The following is a 24,957-nucleotide window of genomic DNA, read 5'->3' on the forward strand; positions in this document are numbered from 1 at the left end:
ATCACCGCGGTATTTTTTTACGCGAACAGTGAGCCGCAGCCGAATGCGAAGTATTCGTGTGCGGCGAGCGTCGCGATAGCGAGATAAAACTCGCGCAGCGTGTTTTATCTCGCTGCGGCGGCGCACAGCAGATTCCGTGATGATCCGTGATGATATCAAGCGAAGATTCTGCAGGGACATACAACAGTGGTTTTGGAGAGACATCAATGAGTGATTTTCTGGACGGGATCCGGAGTATGGAACAGCGGGGTGGTAGACATGGGAGAGCAGAGAAGATTTTTTTCGGATGATACCAGAAGGGAACTGGAGAAGATACCGGTGCAGATGATCATTCTCCGGCTGCAGCCGGACAGGATGTGCTGTGAGGCGGTCACGGACAAGCTTCTGGAATTTCTTCAGATCGACAGAGAGAGTGCGGAGACATCCTTTGCCGGTCTGGATGATTTTCCCGATGAGTGCGGGTGGATGCATCCGGATGACCGGAAACGGATTGATCATCTGTTTGCGGGGATGAAAAATTACACGGAGCAGAAATATGTTTACCGTGTCCGGCTGAAACGGAAGAAGGATTCGGATTATCGCTGGTACCCGGCAGAAATTTTCGGCAGAAATCTGGGAGAAAAGGGAATCCTGGTATACTGCAGTCTGGTGGATACGAATGTGAACGGGGAACGCCGCCGTCAGAAATCATCTGCTGAGAAGATGCGGAAGCTTCTGGTGAATAAGGTCCTGGAGACGACGCAGGACTGTATCTTCTGGAAGGATACGGACAGGCGTTTCGTCGGCGTCAACCGCGCTTTTCTGGAGTTCTACGGTTTTCCCTCTGACGAGGCGCTGATCGGCAAGACCGATGAGGAGATGGGATGGCACCAGGATCCGGATCCGTTCCGCAGGGATGAGGAGAGAGTCCTTCACGGGGAAAGCACGCTTCTGGTGCACGGGAAGTGCAGAATCCGCGGCGAGGAGAGGGATATCCTCGCGACCAAGGCGCCGATCTACGACGGGGACACGATTATCGGTCTGGTGGGAAGTTTTATCGATGTGACCGAGGATTACAATCAGCGAAAGCAGATCGAGCGGCTCGGGGATGAATTGAAGAACGCGCTTCAGGCGGAGAAGAAGACAAATGAGAATCTGAACATGTTCATGTCCAGAATGAGCCATGAGATGCGCACGCCCATGAATGCGGTGATCGGCCTTTCGAGTCTTGGCATGAAGGCAAAGGATGTGGACGAGGCAGTGGACTGTCTGCACAAGATCAATATGTCCGGGCAGTATCTGCTCGGCATTATCAACGACGTGCTCGATATCGGAAAAATCGACAGCGGCAAGTTCCGTCTGTCGGAGAAGCAGACCCGTCTCGCGGATATCATTACTGCCGCGGATACAATCATCCGCCCCATTGCCAACCGGAAAAAAGTAAATCTGGCCTATGATTTCAGTGGTGTTCAGATTCCGGATGTTATCTGTGACCGTATGCGTGTGCAGCAGATCGTGATAAATCTGATGAATAATGCCGTGAAGTTTACGGATGAAGACGGGATGGTACGTGTGGAGATTTCCGATCAGGAAGCAGGCGGGAAGGTGAAGCTTAAGATCGTTGTCTCGGACAACGGATGCGGAATGAGCCGGGATTTTCTGAAACGAATCTTTCAGCCCTTTATTCAGGAAAACCGGGACCCGGTCAAGTATGGCTCGGGTACCGGGCTTGGCCTTTCGATCTCGAAGACTCTGGCAGAGCAGATGGGAGGAGGGATTACCGTTTCCAGCGAGGAAGGCGTCGGATCGGTATTTACGGTGACACTCATGCTCGGACTCCTGAAGAAAAATGCGGGGGAGAATGACAGTACGGGTAAGGAGGAACAGAACACGGCTTTCAGTGACGGACGGGAGGAACGTGATTTTTCTGCTTTGAAGGGAAAGAGAGTCCTGCTTGCCGAGGATAATGAAATCAACCGGGAAATCGCGCTGCGCATGATGAGCCGTGCCGGTATCCGGGCGGACTGCGCGGGGAATGGCAGAGAGGCTGTGGAGATGGCGGAAGGCTCATCGCCGGGGTATTACGCAGCGGTGATTCTCGATCTCATGATGCCGACGATGGGCGGCTATGAGGCTGCGGAGCGAATCCGTTCCTCCAGCCGACAGGATCTGAGGACGATTCCGATTATTGCGATGTCTGCGGATATCTTTGAGGAGTCCGTCAACCGGGCGATTTCCTGTGGGATGAATTCCTTCATCACCAAGCCGCTGGACGCGGATAAGCTGCTTGCGACGCTCATGGAAACCATAAATCCGCTCTGACATATCGGACAGACGGGTGCGGAAAGTGTGTAAGCTGTGGATTTACTTCACATTTATTCATGTGATATAATAGATTAAATAAAAAAATAACGGAAATATCCACAGAGACCGATGATTTTGCTGCATAAGGAGTGCGAAGCACGGAGCAATCCGCAGCTGATACAGAGTGTGGCGCTGTTCACATCATGTGGCACAATTTATTGTATTTTTTTGCTGGATCCTCTGCTGACTCTGTACCGCTTTGCGGAGTCTGACATCATACATGGTTCCGTTTGACAGCGGTTTTCGGGACACATACAGATCGGCTATGGGGCAAGGGGGATAAATATGAATCCGGGTATTACAGACAAGGAAAAACAGAATCTTTTTGACAGCATCTTTAAGAATATTTATCAGGTTTTTCTAAAGATTGATCTTCTGACCGGAGACGGGGTGACACTTGCCGCAAAGGATAGTGCCTGGAAGGCCAGCACCGGTATGCGGTTCAATTTTGAGAAGATCATCTACACGTACATTCTCGACGTGTCGGCGGATGCGGACCCTATGAAGACATTGAACGAGCTGAAGCTGGAGAATGTCTCTGCGAAGCTGCAGGAGAGTCCGGTATATGAGGTGTACAATACCGTGCACGGAAAGGAAGGACATCTGCGGGTGTGCGGATTCACGTTCTTCCGCGGAGACGGAGACATCATTTATCTGGGGATCCGTGACGCGACCGGTGGTTTCAATGATGTCAGCGCACATATCCGGAAGCTTGAGAGGGCACTGCAGAAGGCGGATAAGGAGAGTGACGAGAAGAATACGTTCCTGACGCTGCTGAGCAGAAATGTACGCACGCCGCTCTACTCCATTATGGGGCTCACCAGGGCTGCCGAGTCGGATCTCGGAAGCAATACTGCCTTTGACGATTATCTGCACAAGGTGTCCATGTCCGGAACCTACATGAACGAGACCATCAATGACGTGCTGGATCTCCGGAGAATCTCGAGAAATGAGATCGTCCTGAAAGAGGAGGAAATTTATCTCAAGCCGTTTTTTGAGGAGATACAGCGGATGATCGCTCCGTCCATGTATGAGAAGGGCCTGATCTTCCGGATGAACACGGAGAACGTGTCAGATCTGACGGTCATGGCGGATCATCACTGCCTGCAGCAGATTCAGCTGAAGCTTCTGCAGAGCGCGATCAATTATACCATTCAGGGCGGAAGAATTGATCTGGATGTCAGGGAGCTGTTCCGGACGCAGGAGATGGTTACGCTGGAGTTCTCGGTGAGAGACCGGGGAATTGTCATTGATCAGGAGCGGCTGAAGGTATTGTTCCAGCCATATGATTATCTGAAGAGCAAAATCGATTCCCATATCGGTTCCCTGGATATCGATCTGATTATCCTGAAGAGCTATGTGCGCGCCATGGGCACGGATACGCTTACGGCCGAGTCGGACGCTTCCAGAGGTACCCGTATCTCTGTCACTCTTACGGTTCCGCTGGCGGAGGAGCAGTATGACGAGCGCCCGGATTCACAGGAGATGGATTTCAGCGGAAAGAGAGTGTTGGTGGTAGATGACAACGAAATCAATCTGGAGATTGTGCGGAAGATTCTGTACAGCAGGAACATCGAGGTTGTCAGCGCAAAGAACGGGCAGGAGGCCGTGGACCTGTTCCGCAGGGAAAATGGCCGTTATGATCTGATTCTGATGGACATTCTGATGCCGGTTATGGATGGCCTGGAGGCCACCCGTAAGATCCGGGCGATGCGCGATATTCCGGGCGCGGCTCATGTCCCGATCATCGCGATGACGGCAAATGCCTTCCGCGAGAATTTTGAAGAAAGCTTCAATGCCGGAATGGATGCTCATCTTGTGAAACCGATCGAGCCCGAGCGTCTGATCATGGTGATGTCGGATGTAATGGGCCGCAGGGAACAGGTCTGATGTGCGGTTCTGTCCGGCGGGAGATGGTGATCCCGGATGTAATGGGCCGCAGGGAACAGACCTGACGTGCGGTTCTGTCCGGCGGGAGGTGATGGTATGGATAAGCTGATTGAAGAATTAAGAAACTGGGGAGCGGATACGGACGGAGGCATTCAGAGGGTGATGAATGACGAGGAATTCTACCGGATGCTCGTCCTGAAGTTCGCGGATTCACCTGAGTTTGAGACACTGGAGGCTGCTCTCGACCGTGGTGACAGAAAGGCTGCTTTCGGCATCGCCCACAGCCTCAAGGGCGCCTCCGCCAACCTCAGCCTGACACCCTTCTACCGTGCGGTGGCCGCGGTTGTCGAGGATCTCAGAAAGTATTCCGGTGTTGGAAGAGAAGCTGCTGAAGAGGACACGGAACTCGAGCTGCATCTGCAGCAGTATCGGATGGAGAGGGATCTTCTGATGAGTCTTACGAGGAAGTACGTCGGCTGACCGGAAACTGCCGGTTAATTCGTGGTATATGCGAAGAGACTCAATCTACTGAAAATTAATTATTGAGATCCGTATCTTTAAGTGTTATGTTTCTTACTGTCAAATAAATCAGGTGCGGATATTAAGACAAGGGCGTCTTGCTTATGACATGGTCATGTGCGAGGCGCTTTTGTTTTTATACATTTTTTAGATTTCTGCTTGTTTTTTATTAGTTCTCTATTCGTTGCTCCGGCCTGAGATTTTGGATAAGGAGGCGGCTGATGAACCATTTGGTTGTCACAATAGGATGTGAGTACGGCGCCGGCGGTCCCCAGATCGGCAAGATGCTTGCGGAAGCTCTGAATATCGAATATTACGACAGGGATCTGATCGATAAGGTTGTCGATCAGCTGGGCGTGGACAAGGAGCTGGTAAAAGAGGCAGATACCAAGGCAAATGTCAAGTACAGCTTTGAGACAAGCCTGGGGCCGAGATACGCGAACCTTACCAATCGCGTGATCTACACGCAGTACGAGGTCCTTCACAATATGGCGGAGAAATCCTCCTGTGTGATCATCGGCAGGAGCGCGAACTACATTTTGAAGGACAGGGATGATGTTCTGAATTTCTTTATCTATGCTCCGAAGGATGTGAGAATCGGTTCGATCATGGAACAGGATCATGTTTCAAGCGACAAGGCGGAAGCAGAGATCGATTATTACGATGAGATGAATCATTCGAGGCATAAGTACATTACCGGTACATACAGAGGCGACAGACGCGGAAGAGATCTGATGATCGACAGCAGCAGACTCGGCTGGGAAAAAACCGCGAAATACCTTCTGATGTTCATAGAGATGCTTCATGAGTGAAAGCCTGAATATCGCCGTCAAACCAGGCTGCGATCCGCTTGCAGAGCATACGAATTCAATCTATGGAAGATGGACAAGGGCGTCCGGACAGATATGTGTCTGTCTGGGCGCCTTTCCCTGTATTCGGACAGCACAATGAATCCGGAAAGAAAAGGAGGCAGGTATGGAGAGCAAAAAAGAATCGGAATTTACAAAGGTTTTCAGCGCATGGGATATTCTGGTTATTGCATTCGGTGCGATGATTGGCTGGGGCTGGGTAGTCTCTACCGGTGACTGGATCGAGAGAGGCGGAGTGCTTGGCGCCGTTCTTGGATTTGTTCTCGGCGGCGTGATGATATTCTTCATCGGCCTTACTTATGCGGAGCTGACGCCCGCGATGCCTGAGTGCGGCGGTGAGCACGTGTTCAGCTTCAAGGCAATGGGAGCCAATGGATCATTTGTATGCAGTTGGGCGATCATTCTCGGATATGTCAGCGTCGTATGCTTTGAGGCGTGCGCCCTTCCGACGATCATCACCTACATATATCCCGGATTCCTGAAGGGTTATCTGTATACGGTCGGTGGTTTCAAGGTATATGCATCCTGGCTTGCGGTTGCGGTCGCGATGTCGATTTTCATTACCTATATCAATATCCGCGGCGCGAAAACAGCAGCCGTCCTGCAGACGGTCCTCACCGTTATCATCGGAGGTGCGGGAATTCTCCTGATTGTGGCTTCGGTTATTACCGGAAGCCAGGCCAATCTGGAAGGTCAGATGTTTGTGGGATCCGGAAGCGGAATCGCGCGGAATATTCTGCGCGTGGCCATGATGAGCCCCTTCTATTTCATCGGTTTTGACGTCATCCCGCAGGCTGCGGAGGAGATCAATGTTCCGCTGAAAAAAATCGCGAAGATGCTTCTGCTTTCTATCGTACTTGCCGTTGCGTTCTATGCTCTGGTGATCTTTGCAGTCGGCTACGTCATGAATTCCGGCGCGATCGCCGCTTCTGCCTCCAGCGGATCCGGTCTGGTGACAGCGGATGCGATGGCAGCGGCGTTCAAGACATCGGTGATGGCGAAGGTACTGATCGTCGGCGGAATGTGCGGAATTGTAACGAGCTGGAACTCTTTCCTGATCGGTGGAAGCCGTGCGATGTATTCCATGGCGGAGTCCTATATGATCCCGAAGTTTTTCGGGAAGCTTCATGAGAAATACAAGACCCCGATTACCTCTCTGGTTCTGATCGGCGTACTCAGCTGCCTGGCACCTTTCGCGGGAAGAAAGATGCTGGTGTGGATCGTTGACGCGGGAAACCTCGCCTGCTGTCTTGCTTACTGCATGGTTGCGATGTCCTTCGTGATTCTGCGGAAAAAATCTCCGGAAATGCCGAGACCCTATAAGGTAAAGCACTACAAGGTTGTCGGCTTTTTCGCCATTGTTCTTTCCGGTTTCATGGTGCTGATGTACATCCTTCCGGGAACCGGCGCTACGCTTTCTCTTCCCGAGTGGGTAATCGCAGGAGGATGGGGAGCGTTCGGAGTTGTTCTGTATGCGGTCTGCAAGGTGAAGTACGGCGAGAAGTTCGGAACTCTTGTCGATGTGGCAAATGATGAGCTGGATGCCGAGGCGGCGAGAGAACGTCAGGCAGCGGCTGGAATCGCAGCCGCAGAGGCGGGCGCAGAGCCGGCGCCGGCGATGGCATCAAAGACCATTTCTCCGGATTTCGCGAAAGCAAAAGCAGTCAATGCAGCCGGAGCCGAAATGCTTCGGGATGCTTCAGCAATTCCGGATACCTTCCAGTATTTCCTGCCGGTGAACCTCGTGTTCGGATATGGAAAAACAAAGGAGGCCGGAGCGCTGGCCGGGAAGTATGGACATAAGGCACTGATCGTCACGGGACGTTCCAGCGCGAAGAAATCCGGACTGCTTGACAGAGTCCGTGGCAGCCTGCAGGAAGCCGGCCTGGAGACAGTTCTGTATGACAAGGTTACCTCGAACCCGCTCACCACAACGGCACAGGAGGGCGCGGACCTTGCAAAGCAGGAAGGCTGCGATGTGGTTGTCGGCATCGGCGGAGGAAGCATCATGGATGCCGCCAAGGGCATGGCATTCATGGCAGTCAATGACGGCGCGTTTGACGATTACATCTACAATCGGAGGTCGAGTGATCAGGCACTGCCGCTCGTGCTGATCCCCACAACATGCGGAACAGGATCCGAGGGAAATGGTTTCGCGGTGTTCACGAACCCGGAAACCGGAGACAAGAAGTCGCTCCGCAGCCCGGCGATCGTTGCAAAGGCATCGATTGTAGATCCTGAGAATATGATGACGATGCCGAAGAAGGTGCTTGCTTCTGTCGGATTTGATGCCCTGTGTCACTGCATGGAGGCTTATACAGCCCGAAAAGCACAGCCCTTTACCGATGCGCTCTGCATGTACGCGATCCCGCTGATTGTCGGGAATCTGGTGGATCTGTATCAGGGAAAGGAAAGCAGAGAAGCATGGGAGGCAATGTCCATCGCCAGCACCATCGGCGGAATGGTCATCAACACCGCCGGAGTCACCCTTGCCCATGCGATGGAGCATCCGGTCAGCGGTTTGAAAAATGTAACACACGGCGCAGGACTTGCTGCCATCACGCCTTATGCGATTGCAGCTTCCTGGGAGGGAAACCGTTTCAAATATGGAAAGCTTTCGAGAATGCTCGGGGGCTACACGGCAGAGGATTGTGCCGAGAAAGTGCGCACCCTGCTCAGGGAGCTTGATCTGAACATCACACTGGAGGATCTGGGCGTCACCGAGGGAGATATACCGTGGCTGACACAGAACTGCTTCAAGGTATCAAAGGCAAACATCGATAATAACCCGACAATGCTCGCCGAGGAGGATGTGGCGGAGATTTACCGGAGAGCCCTTCACGGAGAGTCGCTGAAACTCGCACGCACCGCCTGAAACAAACGGGAGCGGTATTTATCTTATTTTAAGAAGGCACGGACACGGGACAGTGGAATTTCCAGAGATCCCGTGCTCCATACCAGATATATATGTTAAATATTTTTTTGTACAGGAGGAAAAGAAAATGGCATTAGCAGAAGATTTACCGAAGATTGTAACTGGTCAGGTTCCGGGACCGAAGGCAAAGGCTATTCTGGACAGAAGAGATGCGGCGGTTCCAAAGGCTCTGTGCGGCCAGACTTATCCGGTCGTTATCGAGCGCGGCGCAGGCCCGATTGTGAAGGATGTTGACGGCAACGAGTTCCTTGACTGGATCGGCGGCGTGGGCGTACTGAACATCGGATATTCTCATCCGGAAGTCATCGAAGCGGTCAAGGAGCAGTCCGAGAAATATTTCCACACAATCTTCAACGTCATCTGTCATGAAGGATATATAAAGCTGGCTGAGGGACTGAACAAGCTGATCCCGTGCCGCGGAGATGTGAAGAAGACCTATTTTGCAAACTCCGGTGCCGAGTGTGATGAGAACGCAATCAAGGTTGCGAAATCCTATACACACCGCGGAGGCGTGATCTGCTTCACCGGTGCTTTCCATGGACGTACAAACCTGACGATGGCACTGACCGCGAAGAAGGCATTCGCACAGGGCATGGGACCCTTCCCGGCTGAGATCTATCGTGCGCCGTATCCGTACCTGTACCGCGCACCAAAGGGATACAGCGAGGAAGAGGCGATCGAGTACTATCTGAACGGATTGAAAAAGGTATTCGACGAAGGAATCCCGGCAAATGAAGTTGCATGTATGATTGTTGAGCCTCTTCAGGGCGAGGGCGGATTCATCCCGGCTCCGATTGAATGGGTAAAGGCGGTCCGCAAGATCTGCGATGACAATGGAATCCTGCTGATCGCTGATGAGGTTCAGTGCGGAAACTGCCGTACCGGAAAATATTTCGCGTCCGAGTACTGGGCTGAGGCGGGAGCTGCTCCGGATATCGTTACAACCGCGAAATCCATCGCTGCAGGCATGCCGCTCAGCGCAATCACCGCAAGAGCAGAGATCATGGACGCTGTTCCGGCAGGAACCATCGGCGGCACCTATTGCGGCAACCCGGTTTCTGTCGCTGCAGGCAACAAGGTAATGGAGATCTATCTGAGAGATGACTTCCCGGCAAAGGCAAGACATATCGGCGAGATGATTATGGGAGGATACAAGGAGCTTCAGAAGAAATATCCGGTGATCGGCGATGTGCGTGGTCTTGGAGCGATGATCGGTATCGAGTTCGTAAGAGATCCGGAGACAAAGGAGCCTGCTACAAAGTTCACTGCAAACCTGATTCAGTGCGCGCTTCAGAAGGGACTTCTGATTGAAAATGCAGGAACAGCAAGCAACATTGTTCGTTTCCTGGCACCGCTCGTAATGACAGATGAGCAGACGAAGAAAGGACTTGAGATCTTCGAGGAGTCCATCAAAGAAGCACTTGCAATGGGTCTGTAATATCGACGATGGGACGGAAGATCTGATACAGCCACGTCTATCCAAAATGGATCCGTGGTGCGGACGCGCAGTCATTGAAGGGAGGAAGCCGGATGAAGGTTCGCCTTATGACAGAAGAGCACGACACCGGCTGCGCGGCATGAAGAGGGTACTTCGTACAAAATATATATATTTAACAGGGGCGGGAGCACGCCGGTCAGATACCGCGTGCTCCCGCTTCTTCATTATACCTGCTGAGTTCGAAATCGGATCCGGTCTCTGATACCTGCTGACTTCGAGATCGGATCCGGTTTTTCAGGCACCTGCTGACTTCGAGATCGGATCCGGTTTCTCTGATACCTGCAGAGTTCGAAATCGGATCCAGTCTCTCTGATACCTGCTGTCTCCGAAATCGCATTCGGTCTCTTAGATAAGCTTCGTGTGTGACGAGCCTGGTCTGCGTTTCCAAGAGGTTAGCCCTGTGATTCTCCCTGTGCTTCCGCGTAGGAGATCAGTGTGGCATCGTGCGTGGAGGTCTTCCAATCATCGCCGGCCTGACGCTCGATGGTGAGCTTGATCTTGTCACCGGAGGAATGTCCGGAGATGATTTTTTTGAGTTCGTCATAGGAGCTGACCGAGGTACCATCAACAGCCGTGATGATATCTCCCTCCTTAAGGCCTGCGAGAGATGCGGGGCTTCCGGAGAGGACGGTCTTGACATATACGCCGTCCGGATAACCGGAGGTATCGACATCGGTCAGGGAATCAATGTCCGCGCAGGTTATTCCAAGGAAGCCGGCGTTTTCATTTACCGAGGAGGAATCGTCGGAACTGCTGTCCACGCTGTTCTGATCGGAATTGCCGCTGTCGGAATCATTGTCATTACCGTTGTTTCCGGAGTTGTTTTGTCCCGGAAGCTGGAAGCCTCCGTTGTCCTGACTGAAATCAGGCAGGTTATCGGAAAGATCCGATTCGATGGATTTCTCGATCTTTGACGCTGCCCTGTCCATTGAGCTGCTGATGGCAGCCGGAATTGTCAGAGACAGGATCCCCGCTGCCACAACACCTGCGATGGCTCCGGTGAGAACGGTGAATCCGATTTTCTTCCCGGTGCCGCTGTGGTGTCTGCATCCTCCATTGGCGTAGGGATTGCTGTTCCAGGGACCATTGCCGGCATTGTTGTTCCATGGGCCATTTCCGGCAGAACCATTACTGCCATTGCCGTTCCAGGGGCCGTTTCCGGCGGAACCATTACTGCCATTGCCGTTCCAGGGGCCGTTTCCGGCGGAACCATTGCCGGCATTGCCGTTCCATGGGCCGTTTCCCGTAGACCCATTGCTGTTTCCGTTACTGCTCCAGGAGCTGCCGCCGTTTCCAACGTAGGGGTTGGCGTTTCCGTTATTGCTCCACGGATTGCGGCTTCCGGAGGAAGTGTCAGAGTTCTGACTTCCCCATGGATTGGGATTGCCCTGGTTTGTTCCGTTGTTCTGCGCGGACGAATCTGCAGCGCCATTCGCGTTATTATGGTTTGTTTCGCTGCTGTCCTGCCCCATTGCGTTATTGCTCTGGCTGCCTGTGTTGTTCTGATTCATCTCATTATTATTCTGGTCATCATACATGATTCATGTCTCCCTTCAATCGGATACAGATAATTTTCGTGCATCCGTTTAATTTCAATATCTGTGGTATGTCTGTTACATCTAATGGTTTAATGATAGAAAACAAACGTGAAAAATAAGTGAACACAGGGTGAAAATCCGATGTAAAACCGAAAAAGCTCCCGGCGCCGGCAGAATTGCCGGTATCCCGGGAGCTTTTTCAGACTGCAGCCGAAGGATCATTCCCTCAGATACAGATATCGGCGCAGCCGCAGATTAAATGAAACAGAGCTATCCGCGGCGCGGCAGATTTTATAGAGGTGTCGGCGCAGCCGCAGATTTTATCCATAGAGATATCAGCGCAGCCGAAGGATTTTAGCTGGATGCGGATGTCGACGTGGCTGAAGTGCCGGCAGCGGATGATCCCGAGACAGCTTCCGTTGGTGTATCTTCGCTCGAAGAGGAAGATGTGGAGGCCACAAGATTCGAGGTCGTCAGGTTAAAGTCACTGTAGATCGTCGAGGATATGGTGTAGACCGTATCCGCGTCATCGACGCGCAGATAGTACTCAGAGATCTGGCTGTTGTAGTCGCCGACCTCGAGCTTATGCGTTGAGCCGTCCGAAAGGGTAATCGTGATTGTCATGACCGGACTGTCGAGACCATACTGCGTGAAGTCTGTCACATCTGTGATTTCGTTGTCCGAGCTGAGATCCGAGAGCGCATCGGTCATGGTCTTGATCTGTGTGGTATCCACCTTTTCATCCGGGAAGTCGGCAAAACTCCAGGTGTCGGCATCAGCGTCATGATTGACGTTGAATCCGCCGGCGTCATTGGTTGCGGTAATGTTCTTAATTCCGGAGATATCATCGTCCGAGAGGGAGAGTGCGGTATAGGAGGTACTCTTTTCAGTTGCTTCCTTGTGGGCGCTGTAAGCCTTTGCGGCGAAATACGCGCCAATGGCGCACCCCAGAATGACCAGAAGAGTAATCAGCTGAATTTTTTGTTTTTTCATTTTATCTTATCCGTTCTAATCATAATGTCTTGTCTGCTGTTGTCTGCTGTCAGTGCTGTATCCGGTCCGTGCTGTATCCAGTCCGTGCTGTATTCAGCCGGTGCTGCATCCAGTCGCTGCTGTCTCCAGCCTGGCTGTATATACAACCGGGTCCTGTCCTGCTTTTTCTCTCCATCGGGGAGAGATGCAGGGCAGGAACGTAAGCGTTTTATTTTTTCCTTCGGATAACCCAGATTGTGATTCCGAAGGCCAGAAGAACAACCGGGATCAGGATGACAAACAGGATGGTGAGAAGGACAGCGGTGCGTGTGGCCATGGTGATGGTAGTGTTGTCCATGGACTTGGACGGGATGGAAATCGTCGTCGTGTCGGAGGTCACAGCGCTGATCGAGCCGCTGAAGAGCGACAGGTTGGAGCCGGAGACCATCTGGTTTGCGTTATCGTTGAAGATGTACGGGGACGTATACACGACCGCCGTTGAGGTAATGGTATCTGTGCTGCTGTCCGCCGAGGAACTGCTGGATACGCTTTCCGCCGCCGAGCTTGCGGATACCGATTCCGAGGATGACGAGGTTCCGGATACGCCGTTCGCTGTCGATGAGCTGGTCACGGTGTTGTCTGCGGCGCTTCCATCTGAACCGCTGATTGTCTTGACTGCCTTCAGACCGACGATTCGCGCGGCAAGCTGATCGCTGTCGGTTTGCTCCATGTCGGACTCGCTTGAAACACTGCTGTGCACATACGCGCTCTCTGAGGTTTGCAGAAGAGGTGTGTATGCAACCTGGCTGTTGGAGCTGTCGTAGGTGATCTCCTGAGAAAACGGCGACATGATGTATCCGTTTGTGATACCGGAGGTGATATCGTCGCTCTCCACATTCGGGAGAAGGTAGGAGGGATACTGATAGTAGCGGCTGCTGTCGCTGTCCAGAACAACGCCGTCATTCAGCGTGATTCCAAAGTAGGATAGAAGAGCCTTGTAATTCGTCATATCGCCGGTCGCCTCATAGTTTGTGACCGCGATGACATTTCCTCCTTTATTGAAGTAATCCTCGAGTTTCTTCAGATCGTCAGAGGACAGGTCAGAGGTCGGCGCGTTGATGATGACTGCCTGTGCGTCATCCGGGACACTGTCGTTCTGCATGAAATCCAGATCCTGTACCGTGATGTTCATTTTGCTTACGGCATCGGTGAAAGTACTGGACAGGGCGGTTTCGTTGTGCCCGGTCAGTGTGTAGATGACCGGATTGCTGTCGCTTGTGACATAGTCAATGGCAGAGGTGATCTGACCTTCACCGTCATATCCCGTAGTTTTCTGGGAATAGGTGGTGTAATCCGTGGAGGTCTCATACACATCGCTGAAATTGACAATCTTGCTCTTGTCACCGCAGGTGACGATCAGAGAGTTCATATAGACATTGGAAGAATCATCAGTGTACTTCTGGATAAAGGTTGGATTTTCCGCAGGATCGACGTAGCTGACCTTGATATGCTTCGACAAAGCCTCATAACTCTTCAGTGTTTTATTCAGGGTCTTGTCGGATGCACTTTCCTTGTCAAGCACATAGATCGTGACATCGTCCTTCAGGCCGGAGACGAGATTCTTCGTATCGTCGGTGAGGGAGTAGAGACGGCTGGAGGTGACGTCAATATTCTGCATGGAATCCGGAAGCTTTGTGACTGCCAGGTTCACGATAACGGTGATGGCGAGAACAACGACGATCATGACCGAGCTGTACGCTCCGAAGGAGATCGTTTTTTTCGAAATAGAATACCTTCTCTTCTGGATAATCTGCGTAGTCAGGAACAGGAAGAGGAAGATAACGGTCGCCATATAGATGATCGCGGTAATGTTCAGACTTCCGGAGAGGAAGTTCTCAAACTGGCCCCGGACATCGATGGCGGTCAGGAATTTCGTGAGTACGGTATTGGAGGAGACCATGTTCTGAATGGTCGGGATCAGATACATCACGAAGAGGAAGAGGAAAGACAGAACGGCCGCAATGATCGGGTTTTCTGTCAGAGAGGATGCAAAAACACAGATCGCGATGCAGGCCAGTCCGTAGAGCCACATGCCGAGGATGGCGATATAATCCGATCCAAAGGATACATTTCCGAATGCCGACAGGATCAGAGGATAGATGCAGGTCATCAGAGTAGGAATCGTGTAGATTTCCGCCAGAGCCAGGAATTTCTGGAATACGACCTGTCCCACGGATACCGGGGCGGTGAAGAGAATCTGGTCCGTCTTCTGGCGCTGCTCCTCAGAGAAGGAACGCATGCAGAGGATCGGCATCAGGATCAGAAAAATGATCTCGACGGTGCTGATGGTTCCCGTGATGTCAGAGCTCAGGCTCAGAAAATTATAGTTCGATACAAAAAATGACAGGAAGGCCCAGAATACGGCGATAAAAAGCCAGCCCGTTATGGAATGAAAGTTTGATTGAAAATCTTTCTTTGCAATTGCCTTCATCAGTCAGACACCTCCTTGTGATCAGAATCCGCAGGATCCGGGCTGTGCTTTGCGGCACTCTTGTCATCCGAAGCGCCGGAATCCTGGCTGTGCTTCGCGGCACTCTTGTCATCCGAAGCGTCGGAATCCGGGCTGTGCTTTCCGGTGCGCTTGCGATCAGAAGCGGGGCGTGCGTCATCACTGGTAAGAGACAGGAAGACATCTTCCAGAGAGCGTTCGCTCTGATTCATGGACAGGAAATACATTCCAGCGCCGAAGACAGCCTGGGAAATGGCCGGACGGATATCCAGCGTCTGTTCCGAGTGAATGACCGCGTGAAGCTGGAGAGGTGCGCCCTTTCCGGGATCTTTTGCGACAGAGACGTTTACGCCGGATACCAGATCAATGCGGCGAAGCGCGTCGCCCAGGGTCTGCTCATTGTCTCCGAGAACGTCGATGATGACCTCCTGTTTATGGCTCATGGCCGTGCGGAGATTCTCCGGCTTATCACTCGCGACAAGCTGGCCCTTGTTGATAATCCATACGTAATCGCAGAGACTGCTGACATCGGAGAGAATGTGAGAACTCAGGATGATGATGTGATCCTTCCGGAGCGTTCTGACATAGTCGAACATCTCCTTCTGCTGCTCGGGATCAAGTCCGACGGTCGGCTCGTCCAGAATGATGATCTCCGGATTGTTGATGATGGCCTGCGCCAGTCCGACACGCTGCTTATATCCCTTTGACAGGTTTTTGATCAGGCGGTTCTGCATGCCCTTTGTGCCTGTCTTCTGCATGGCGTTCTCCACGGCGCCCGCGCGGTCCGCCTTCGGGACCTCCTTCAGTTCAGCCGCGAAAAAGAGGTATTCCTTCACCGTCATATCCGGATAAACCGGAGGAATCTCGGGCAGGTAGCCGATTCTTTTCTTGGCGTCCTCCGGCTGCTTCAGAATGTCGAAACCGTCGATCTTAACGGTTCCGGACGACGGCGCCAGATAGCCGGTCATCATATTCATGGTCGTGGATTTTCCCGCGCCGTTCGGACCGAGAAAGCCGTAAATGGTGCCCTTTTCCGCTGTGAAGCTCAGGTCATTTACCGCAATGTGATCGCCGAAGCGCCGCGTCAGATGTTCAACTTCAATCATCTCGTAACTCCCTTCATATTGTCGTGTATGCGTGAAACGGGCTCTGTTTCTCTGTGCGGGAGAAGACAGGCCGATTTTCACACCATGAAAAAGAGTAAAAAAAATATGTGTTCTTTTGTGCATGCAACTGTGAAAAAACTGTGAAGTCTGTTCCGCGCGCGATATTTCGTATGAAAGCAATGGATTGTAATGAGGCGCCGGGAGTTTTATACTTATAATTATGGAAAGAACAGTAAGCCCGCAGGCTATGTTATAGAAAGAACAGTAAGCCCGCAGGCTATGTTATAGAAAGAACAGTAACCACGCAGATTATATTATCGAAAGAATAGTAAGCACGCAGGCTATTTGTAGAATAGGCAGTAAGCCCGCAGGGGCGATGCAAGGGGAAGATCAGACATTATGGCGCGCAGAACGATGCAATTATTATCACCGAAGGTTTTTAATGTGTATGACAGGGAGGGCTGGACTGTCCGCGATGACAGAGACGGCTGCAGATCAGAGTACAATCCGATGATCAATGATACGCTGAACGGCGCGGTGATCTGGTTCTCACATTACCCGGAAGGGTACTGGAAGCCGGATCACAGGCACAATTGTGCTCACGGGATCTATGTGATCGACGGAGCCCTCCAGATGGGTGAGTCTGTTTTTAAGCCGGAGACCTTTATCTGGAATCCTGCCGGTTATCCGTGCGGCCACGGGGCGGCACCGGGAAAGGACTGTCATTTTCTGTTTGTGGCAAACCGGCCGTTTGACATCGAGTTTCTGGGAGAAGAGGAATCCCGGAGGGAACGTGTCATCCAGGAGCTGAATAAGAAGGAAAATCAGCTGAGAGTTTTTCCTGCCTTCGACAGCGAGATCTGGTGTGAAAAGGAGGAGCCGATCGGCAGCCGGTTCTACGCAAAGCCGCTTCTGATCGATCACGAGACCGGGATGACCGTGGAATATATCCGGTTCCCGGCGGATTTTGAGAGACCTGCCCACAGATACACCTGTGCTTACGGGCTTTACATCATCCGGGGGAGACTGGTGACCTCCTTCGGTGTGTGCACGAAGGGAGATTTCATCTGGTTTCCACCGCGTTATGTCAATGAAAGATTCCGCACAGATGACGAAGAGTGCCTTGCCCTGATGATCACGAACAGGCAGTACAATGTGGTGATGGTCTGATAAATACCCTGCAAGGCAGGGAAGAAGCCGGTCTCATTGCAGATGATGCAAATCAGGGTGCCGCCGGGAGACCGGCAGAGGATGATGTAAATCAGAGTGTTCCGGGAGAAAACGTCCCGGGAGAGCATATGCGATTCCAGAACGTATCAAGAGCAAACACAAACATTATAAGCGATGTAAAGAAGGTCAGATGAATGATAGTGGAAGACAATAAGCAATACAGTGAGGATCAGGGAAAAAGTATAGAGGAGCAGAGAATTACGGAGGAGGGCAATCCGGCGAAGCCTTCGGGCAAGGCCGGGGCGCAGATGCTGCACCGGATGAATGAAAGTCATGACGCCGTGACAAACTGGGGTCTGGACTTTTTGACGTTGCAGTCCCGGGACGTTGTCATGGATATCGGCTGCGGGGGCGGGGCCACGCTGCACAGGCTTTCGGTGAGAGGAGCCGGTTATGTCGTGGGCGTGGACTATTCGGCGGTGTCTGTGCATCAGTCGCTGGAGCTGAATCAGGAAGACGTCTCTGATGGAAAAATGTGTGTGCTGCAGGCGTCTGTGGAGGAACTTCCTTTTGATGATGAATTTTTTGATGTGATTACAACGGTGGAAAGCTTCTATTTCTGGCCGGATCCGCAGGAGAGTCTGAAGGAGGTCAGACGAGTGCTGAAGCAGGGAGGTCACTTTATGCTGATCGCGGACATCTACGACAATGGAAAACTGCCGGAAAGCGCGAAGGAAAACATCCGCAGGTATCAGATGACAGTCCCGACGGCAGAAGAGTACCGGACGCTGTTCCGTAACGCCGGCTTCTCCGATGTTCTGATTCACACAAAGGACGGGGAGAACTGGATTGCCGTAGAAGGAATCCGGTAAGGGACTTGCCGACCGCTGAGTTTTCTAGTAAGGTATGTTGAGGATTGTTCTGTCAGCAGTGATGCTTTTGACAGGCGTATCATGTAAAGAAAGTAAAAAATAGTATTGGAGTATTGAACCGATGGATATTGCAAAGCAGATTGCGAAGGAACTGGAGATTGAGCCGTGGCAGGTGGAGGCGGTGATCAGCCTGATTGACGAGGGGAACACCATCCCTTTTATCGCCCGCTACCGGAAGGAAAAGCACGGGGAGCTGAATGACGAGCAGATTCGTAATCTGAGCGAGAGACTGGGGTATCTGCGAAATCTGGAGGACAGAAAGGCAGCTGTACGGTCTTCCATTGAAGAGCAGGGCAAGATGACGGACGAGCTGTCAAAGGCGATTGACGGCGCGGAAACGCTGGTGTCTCTTGAGGATATCTACCGGCCATATAAGCAGAAGCGCCGGACGCGCGCGGTAGTCGCGAAGGAGAAGGGACTGGAGCCTCTGGCGCAGATCATCCTGGAGCAGAAGATTACCCGGCCGGTTGAGGAAGAGGCGAAGGCCTTTATCAGCGAGGAAAAAGGTGTGAAAACCGCTGCGGAGGCAATTGCCGGCGCTTCAGACATCATCGCGGAGATGATCTCCGACAATGCGGATTTCCGCACCGGAATCCGCAACTTCACGAGAAAGACAGGTATCCTTGTTTCTCAGGCGAAGGATCCGGAGGTGAAGTCGGTTTACGAGATGTATTACGATTTTCAGGAACCGGTGTCGAAGATTACGGGGTATCGTGTACTCGCAATCAACCGCGGAGAGAAGGAGAACATTCTGACCGTCCGAATCGAGGTGGATGTGAGGAAAATCATCCTCTTCATCGGTCATACGCTGATCAAAAGCAACAACCAGTATACGATGCCGGTTCTGATCTCGGCCATGCAGGACAGTTACAAGAGACTGATCGGGCCGGCAATTGAGCGGGAGATCCGCAGTGAGCTGACGGAAAAAGCAGAGGACGGCGCGATCAAGGTCTTTGACAAAAACCTGGAGCAGCTTCTGATGCAGCCTCCGATTGCCGGACAGGTCGTTCTCGGCTGGGATCCCGGATATGCGCACGGCTGTAAGCTGGCGGTTGTGGATGAAACCGGAAAAGTGCTGGATACGGCGATCATCTATCCGGTTCCGCCTTCATCAAACATGAAGCCGAATCAGCGGAAGCTGGAGGAGGCGAAAAAGCTGGTCAAGAACTGGATCCAGAAGTATCATGTCACATTGATTTCACTGGGAAACGGAACCGCGTCCAGAGAGTCCGAGCAGGTCATTGTGGATCTTCTGAAAGAGATTCCGGACTGCAAGGTGCAGTACATGATCACAAATGAGGCGGGCGCGTCCGTATACTCCGCCAGCAAGCTGGCGGCCGAGGAGTTCCCGGATTTTGACGTGGAACAGAGAGGCGCAGCTTCCATGGCAAGACGTGTGCAGGACCCGCTGGCGGAGCTTGTCAAGATCGATCCGAAGGCGATCGGAGTGGGACAGTATCAGCATGACATGAATCAGAAGCGGCTCGGAGAGGCGCTCGGCGGCGTGGTCGAGGACTGTGTGAACCGCGTGGGCGTGGATCTGAATACCGCATCTGCTCCTCTTCTGGAGCATGTGTCCGGCGTCAGCAAGACGCTGGCAAAAAATATCGTTGAGTTCCGTGAGCAGAACGGCCGTTTCGTCAGCCGAAGGGAGCTGCTGAAGGTTCCGAAGCTCGGACCGAAGGCTTTCGAGCAGTGCGCGGGCTTTATGCGGATTGCGGGAGGCAGCGAGCCGCTGGACAATACCGGTGTTCATCCGGAGAGCTACGGCGCGGCGGACGCCCTTGTGGACGAGCTCGGTCTGAACAAGGAAGAACTCTTTGCGTCGACCGCGGTTACCGGAGCCGGACAGACCCGGAAATCCGGACAGAAGGTGGTCGTAAAGGATTATCCTTCCATGGCGGAAAAGCTCGGAATCGGCGAGCCGACCCTGCGCGATATTGTAAAGGAGCTGAATGCGCCGGGAAGGGATCCACGTGAAGATATGCCGAAGCCGATCCTCCGGAGCGATGTCCTCGGCATGGAAGATCTGAAGGTCGGAATGGTTCTCAAGGGAACCGTCCGGAATGTCATCGATTTCGGCGCGTTTGTAGATATCGGCGTCCATCAAGACGGTCTGGTGCACATCTCCGAGATGTCCGATCACAAGTTCGTTAAACATCCGCTCGACGTGGTTTCCGTGGGAGATGTCGTGGAGGTCAAGGTCATCAGCGTAGATCTCGAGAAAAAACGGATCGGACTTTCGATGAAGATCTGACAGGTAAGAGAAGCAGACTACCGGACAGGCTTGACAGGGGATCTCTTCCGGCATCATTGAAGGATTAAACATATATATGTAAAATACATTATAGCCAGCGCCTCTGAAAAAGACGCTGGCTATTTGATGTTCGCGAATGGCGAACTGCTTATTTACGCGAATAGTGAGCCGCAGCCGAATGCGAAGTATTCGTGTGCGGCGAGCGTCGCGATAGCGAGATAAAACTCGCGCAGCGTGTTTTATCTCGTTTAAATTTCAGAAGTAGGTCACGATACCGTACACAACCAGGAATCCGACGATCACCGGAAGCACATACTTGAAGTACCACTTAAGTTTTCCGGAAACCGGGATGCCGGAGCCCTCGTTGACCTCGCTGAGGTAATTCTCAAAGCCCCATCCGTATTTCCAGGTACAGAAGAGAATGATGACAAAGGAGCCGACCGGAAGACAGATGTTGCTGACGAAGAAGTCCTCCATGTCCATGATTGTGTTGCCTGCCCGCAGCGGCTGGAAGCTGCTCCAGAGGTTGAAGCCGAGTGCGCAGGGAATCGAGCCCAGCGCAATAATGATTCCGTTGATCAGTCCGGCTTTTTTGCGGGGCGTGTGGTGCAGATCGATGGCGAATGCCTGAAGGTTCTCGAACACACCGATCATCGTGGAGAGCGCCGCGAAGAACAGGAAGATGAAGAACAGTGTTCCCCACAGTCTGCCCAGAGCCATCGAGGAGAAGACTCTCGGCAGGGTCAGGAAGATCAGGCTCGGACCGGCGTCCGGAGAGATGCCGTAGGCAAAGCATGCCGGGAAGATGATCAGACCCGCCGTGATGGCGACAAAGGTGTCCAGGCATGTCACGATGACGGCTTCCCCTGCGAGGCGCTTGGTCTTGTCGATGTAGCTTCCGAAGATTTCCATGCCACCCATACCGATGCTCAGCGTGAAGAAGCTCTGATTCAGCGCGGCGTACATGACGTTCCACACGCCCGCCTTCTTGATGTTGCTGATGCTCGGCTTCAGATAGAAGGAAAAGCCCTTGCCGGCGCCGGGAAGAGTCAGACTGCGGATTCCGAGAACGATCATGATCAGGATCAGGGCGATCATCATGATTTTCGTGATTTTTTCAACACTGCCCTGAAGCCCGTTGCTGCAGACCACGGCGGTTATAAGAACAATGATGAGCATAAAGCCCGTCAGAATCGCCGGTGAGGAGATCATGTGGGCGTAGACGGATGTGATCTCCACGGTGCTCTTTCCATCAAAGCGCCCGGCGGCCATCTGCACCGCATAGTAGAGGATCCATCCCGATACGACGGAGTAGAACATCAGAAGCACATAGTTTCCTGCCATGGACAGATAGCCCATCAGATGCCATTTCGTTCCTTTTTTCTCGAGCATGCGGTACGCGGGAAGAATACTTCTGCGGCTGGCCCGGCCCATGGAGTATTCCATGGTCATGATCGGAATTCCGAGAATCAGCAGAAAGACGATGTAAATCAGCACAAAAAATCCGCCGCCGTACTTACCGGTTATGTAGGGGAATCGCCACACATTGCCGATTCCGATGGCACAGCCCGCCGACAGCAGAATGAATCCAAGTCTGGATCCAAGCGTTTCTCTTTTTTCCATATTTCCCCCAAAGTGTAAATGATAAAATTATAGAAGTTCAGTTGTTTCCCTTTCCTTCCGGCGTTTTCTGCGCACACTGTTAATATGCCGTTCGAAGTCTCCGCTGTTGATCAGGTCTGTCAGGACATACTGCTCAAAGGTGGGGACGGTGCTTGAATAGAAGCCGACCTTCGTCTGAAACTGTCCCACAAGCTCCTCCGGCAGGATCATGTATCCGATACGGATGGAGGGTGAGACGGTTTTGGAAAAAGTGTTCAGATAGATCACGGTCTTCATGGGCTCCAGGGAGAAGAGCGTGTCTTCGGCCTTGGAGGATACCGTGAATTCCGAATCAAAATCATCCTCGATGATGGTTCCGTTTCTGTCTGCCGCCCACCGGATGTATTCCCTCCGCTTGGAGGCAGAAGCTGTGATGCCGCTCGGGAAACTGTTGAAGGGCGTCACATGAAGAACGGTGGCCCTTGTGGCCGCGAGCTCGGTGCTCAGGATACCCTCGGGTCCCATTTTGAGCATATCGCAGACGACACCGTTCGCCGCGTACATGCGGCGGATTTTCTCATAAGAGGGATCTTCGAGAGCGTAGATCCGGTCATGGCCGAGCAGCTGAACGATCAGGCTGTACAGGTATTCCGCTCCGGATCCGATGATGACCTGAGACGGTTCGATGCGGATGCCGCGGCTTCTGGCCAGATAGGATGCGATCGCAATCCGCAGCTCGGGGACGCCGCTTCCCGGAGACTTGACCAGAACCTTCTCTCCCTGACAGGTCAGAACCCTGCGCATGGTCCGCGCAAGGATGCTGTACGGAATGCCGTCAGAGCTGTCCGAAACTCCGGAGCGTGTCGTCTCATCCAGCACATCACGTTCCTGGCGTTTCAGTCGTTTCTCGGAAAAACGTGGCGGATACGGATGCGCATGCCCTCCGGCACCACCTTCGCGGGCTGACATTCCCGCCACAGGAACGACGTCCGCTTCCCGGTAGCAGACATAATAGCCGCTTCGCTCTCTCGACTCAACATAGCCCTCGTCACACAGGATCGCGTAGCTGTGCTCGACGGTGATGATGCTGACTCCTACCTCGGAGGTGACCAGTCGTTTGGAGGGCAGTTTCGTACCGTAGGGATAGGCTCCTGTCACAATGTCCTCCCGCATCTGCAGATAGAGCTGCATATAGGCGGGCTGTCTGGAATTTCGGTCGATTGAGTATCGCATGGCAGTTTACTGAAAACGGTGATTGCGCCGGTTTACAGCGCAACAGTTTAGTGACTGCGCCGGTTTACAGCGCAACAGTTTAGTGATTGCACCGGTTTACAGCGCAGTAGTTTGGTGATTGCGCTGGTTTACAGCGCAACAGTTTAACGCGGAAAACACTTCCATGATTATATACGAAACGTGAATGAATTTCAATTTTTTTGGGAGAATACTACACTGCGGCAACTGCGGCCGGGAAAAAATCCCGGAGCAGGTCTGATTTACGCGAACAGAGAGCCGCAGCCGAATGCGAAGTATTCGTGTGCGGCGAGCGTCGCGATAGCGAGATAAAACTCGCGCAGCGTGTTTTATCTCGTTTCGAATCATAGCCGGGGCTGCTTGAAGTTGCCGACGAGCTTTTCGGATTTCACGACATTTATGATGGCGTGTGGATCTGCCCGGCGAATCACTTCAATTGCCTCGCTCGCCTCGTAGCTGGATGTGACGGCAAGCAGGAGACTGGTCTTTTCACCGGTATAGCCTCCGGTGCCGTCCAGAATGGTGACGCCATGGTCGAAGCGCCGGAGATAGGCGTTTGTGACATCGGTCTTGTGCTTGGTGAATATCTGAAGCACGACCCGTTTGTAGCGGTTGTGGAAGGTATTAATCATCCGGGTGGATATAAACTGGAAGATAATCGAATAGCCGGCCTGGCCCCATCCTGCGACCGATCCGAAGATCGCCAGCTGCAGGCAGTTGAAGAAGAAGACCTGCATCCAGATCTCATTCCCCGTCTTGTTTGATACATAGAGGGCGATGAAATCTGTTCCTCCGGTGGAACCGCCGCCCTGAAGGGCAATCGTGGTGCCCGCACCCCAGATCACACCGCCAAAGATTACATTGAGAATTTCCTGGTCGAAGATCCGGTAGTGAGGGAACAGATGCATGAATAGAGACAGCATCAGAATCTGGATCAGGGACAGCAGTACAAATCGCTTTGATATATGGCGGATGCAGAAAAGCGCAACCGGAATATTCAGCCCCAGATACACAACGATCAGGGGAATATTTACATGGAACAAGCCGGCGATGACATGTGTCAGACGGGAGATGCCCATGACTCCGCCCGGGAGCAGGTTGGCTTCTTCAATCAGCAGGTTGTTGCCGCAGGCCATGATAAAAGAGGAAAGAATCATGGCGCCCAGAGAGAACATATTTCTTCTGGTAAATATTTTGTTTTCAGTCATGGCGGTTCTCCTCGTTCGTTTGCTTCCTTCGATTCGTAATCTGAAGGATATCGAATTTCTACAGCTCTATTGTACAGGAAAAGATATCTGAAAGGAATGTATCCGGAGGGATTTTTTTCAAAGGATGAATGGTTCTGTTCAGCAACATGGAACGCAGGTCAAGGTGACTTGAGCCAGGGGCGGAGAGAAAATTTGGTCATATGTGTGCGACAACAGGGTGAAAATGTGAAATATCTGGCAGGATGTGAAAAAAATATCGTGCCGGGTTGATTTGATGTGTATTTATGGTATCATATAAAGACACGCTTCTTTTACACTTTAAAGCGTGAAAATAGATTCGGAACGATCCGATCATGAA

16 protein-coding genes are annotated in these 24,957 nt (G+C 52.4%); 9 read left to right on the forward strand and 7 right to left on the reverse strand.

Going from position 1 to position 24,957, the window contains the following annotated elements:
* The first annotated feature begins 210 nt into the window (after positions 1-210).
* The 6 genes from ACTQZS_RS12335 (at position 211) to ACTQZS_RS12360 (ending at position 9,994) form a co-directional block, all read left to right on the forward strand.
* Positions 211-2,301, forward strand: a complete 2,091-nt coding sequence (locus ACTQZS_RS12335; protein ID WP_441476078.1) for a PAS domain-containing hybrid sensor histidine kinase/response regulator — start codon at positions 211-213, stop codon at positions 2,299-2,301.
* A gap of 327 nt (positions 2,302-2,628) precedes the next feature.
* The gene (locus ACTQZS_RS12340) at positions 2,629-4,233 is read left to right on the forward strand and encodes a hybrid sensor histidine kinase/response regulator (protein ID WP_441476079.1); all 1,605 of its coding nucleotides are present in this window, start codon (positions 2,629-2,631) and stop codon (positions 4,231-4,233) included.
* Positions 4,234-4,329: 96 nt separating this feature from the next.
* The gene (locus tag ACTQZS_RS12345) at positions 4,330-4,713 is read left to right on the forward strand and encodes an Hpt domain-containing protein (RefSeq protein ID WP_441476080.1); all 384 of its coding nucleotides are present in this window, start codon (positions 4,330-4,332) and stop codon (positions 4,711-4,713) included.
* Positions 4,714-4,973: 260 nt separating this feature from the next.
* Entirely contained in the window at positions 4,974-5,564 is a 591-nt protein-coding gene (locus ACTQZS_RS12350; RefSeq protein WP_441476081.1) for an AAA family ATPase, read from the forward strand.
* Positions 5,565-5,727: 163 nt separating this feature from the next.
* A complete protein-coding gene (locus ACTQZS_RS12355) occupies positions 5,728-8,496 on the forward strand; it encodes a bifunctional amino acid transporter/iron-containing alcohol dehydrogenase (protein WP_441476082.1) in 2,769 nt (922 codons plus the stop codon).
* A gap of 127 nt (positions 8,497-8,623) precedes the next feature.
* On the forward strand, positions 8,624-9,994 hold the full coding sequence (locus ACTQZS_RS12360) for an aspartate aminotransferase family protein (protein WP_441101334.1): 1,371 nt from the start codon (positions 8,624-8,626) through the stop codon (positions 9,992-9,994).
* 452 nt (positions 9,995-10,446) lie between these two features.
* On the opposite strand, the gene ACTQZS_RS12365 is transcribed toward ACTQZS_RS12360, so the two are convergent.
* The 4 genes from ACTQZS_RS12365 to ACTQZS_RS12380 all read right to left on the reverse strand — a co-directional run bounded on the left by ACTQZS_RS12365 (position 10,447) and on the right by ACTQZS_RS12380 (position 16,179).
* Entirely contained in the window at positions 10,447-11,592 is a 1,146-nt protein-coding gene (locus ACTQZS_RS12365) for a PDZ domain-containing protein (protein WP_441476083.1), read from the reverse strand.
* Between the two features lie 354 nt (positions 11,593-11,946).
* A complete protein-coding gene (locus ACTQZS_RS12370) occupies positions 11,947-12,585 on the reverse strand; it encodes a DUF4340 domain-containing protein (RefSeq protein WP_441476084.1) in 639 nt (212 codons plus the stop codon).
* 208 nt (positions 12,586-12,793) lie between these two features.
* Entirely contained in the window at positions 12,794-15,055 is a 2,262-nt protein-coding gene (locus ACTQZS_RS12375; protein WP_441476085.1) for a Gldg family protein, read from the reverse strand.
* Entirely contained in the window at positions 15,055-16,179 is a 1,125-nt protein-coding gene (locus tag ACTQZS_RS12380; RefSeq protein WP_441476086.1) for an ABC transporter ATP-binding protein, read from the reverse strand. Before ACTQZS_RS12380 ends, ACTQZS_RS12375 begins: the two co-directional genes overlap by 1 nt.
* A gap of 444 nt (positions 16,180-16,623) precedes the next feature.
* On the opposite strand from ACTQZS_RS12380, the gene ACTQZS_RS12385 reads away from it, so the two are divergent.
* The 3 genes from ACTQZS_RS12385 (at position 16,624) to ACTQZS_RS12395 (ending at position 20,538) form a co-directional block, all read left to right on the forward strand.
* The gene (locus tag ACTQZS_RS12385) at positions 16,624-17,349 is read left to right on the forward strand and encodes a hypothetical protein (protein ID WP_441476087.1); all 726 of its coding nucleotides are present in this window, start codon (positions 16,624-16,626) and stop codon (positions 17,347-17,349) included.
* Positions 17,350-17,543: 194 nt separating this feature from the next.
* The gene (locus ACTQZS_RS12390) at positions 17,544-18,221 is read left to right on the forward strand and encodes a class I SAM-dependent methyltransferase (RefSeq protein ID WP_441476088.1); all 678 of its coding nucleotides are present in this window, start codon (positions 17,544-17,546) and stop codon (positions 18,219-18,221) included.
* Positions 18,222-18,342: 121 nt separating this feature from the next.
* Positions 18,343-20,538, forward strand: a complete 2,196-nt coding sequence (locus ACTQZS_RS12395; protein WP_441101327.1) for a Tex family protein — start codon at positions 18,343-18,345, stop codon at positions 20,536-20,538.
* A gap of 255 nt (positions 20,539-20,793) precedes the next feature.
* On the opposite strand, the gene ACTQZS_RS12400 is transcribed toward ACTQZS_RS12395, so the two are convergent.
* The 3 genes from ACTQZS_RS12400 to ACTQZS_RS12410 all read right to left on the reverse strand — a co-directional run bounded on the left by ACTQZS_RS12400 (position 20,794) and on the right by ACTQZS_RS12410 (position 24,599).
* The gene (locus ACTQZS_RS12400; RefSeq protein WP_441476089.1) at positions 20,794-22,161 is read right to left on the reverse strand and encodes a sodium-dependent transporter; all 1,368 of its coding nucleotides are present in this window, start codon (positions 22,159-22,161) and stop codon (positions 20,794-20,796) included.
* Positions 22,162-22,188: 27 nt separating this feature from the next.
* Positions 22,189-23,373, reverse strand: a complete 1,185-nt coding sequence (pdxR, locus tag ACTQZS_RS12405) for a MocR-like pyridoxine biosynthesis transcription factor PdxR (protein WP_441476090.1) — start codon at positions 23,371-23,373, stop codon at positions 22,189-22,191.
* Between the two features lie 362 nt (positions 23,374-23,735).
* Complete coding sequence (locus tag ACTQZS_RS12410) at positions 23,736-24,599, reverse strand: YitT family protein (RefSeq protein ID WP_441476091.1); 864 nt, start codon at positions 24,597-24,599, stop codon at positions 23,736-23,738.
* Positions 24,600-24,957 lie beyond the last annotated feature (358 nt).

Origin of the sequence: Bilifractor sp. LCP19S3_H10 (genome assembly GCF_052119185.1) — a bacterium.
Taxonomy (GTDB): domain Bacteria; phylum Bacillota; class Clostridia; order Lachnospirales; family Lachnospiraceae; genus Bilifractor.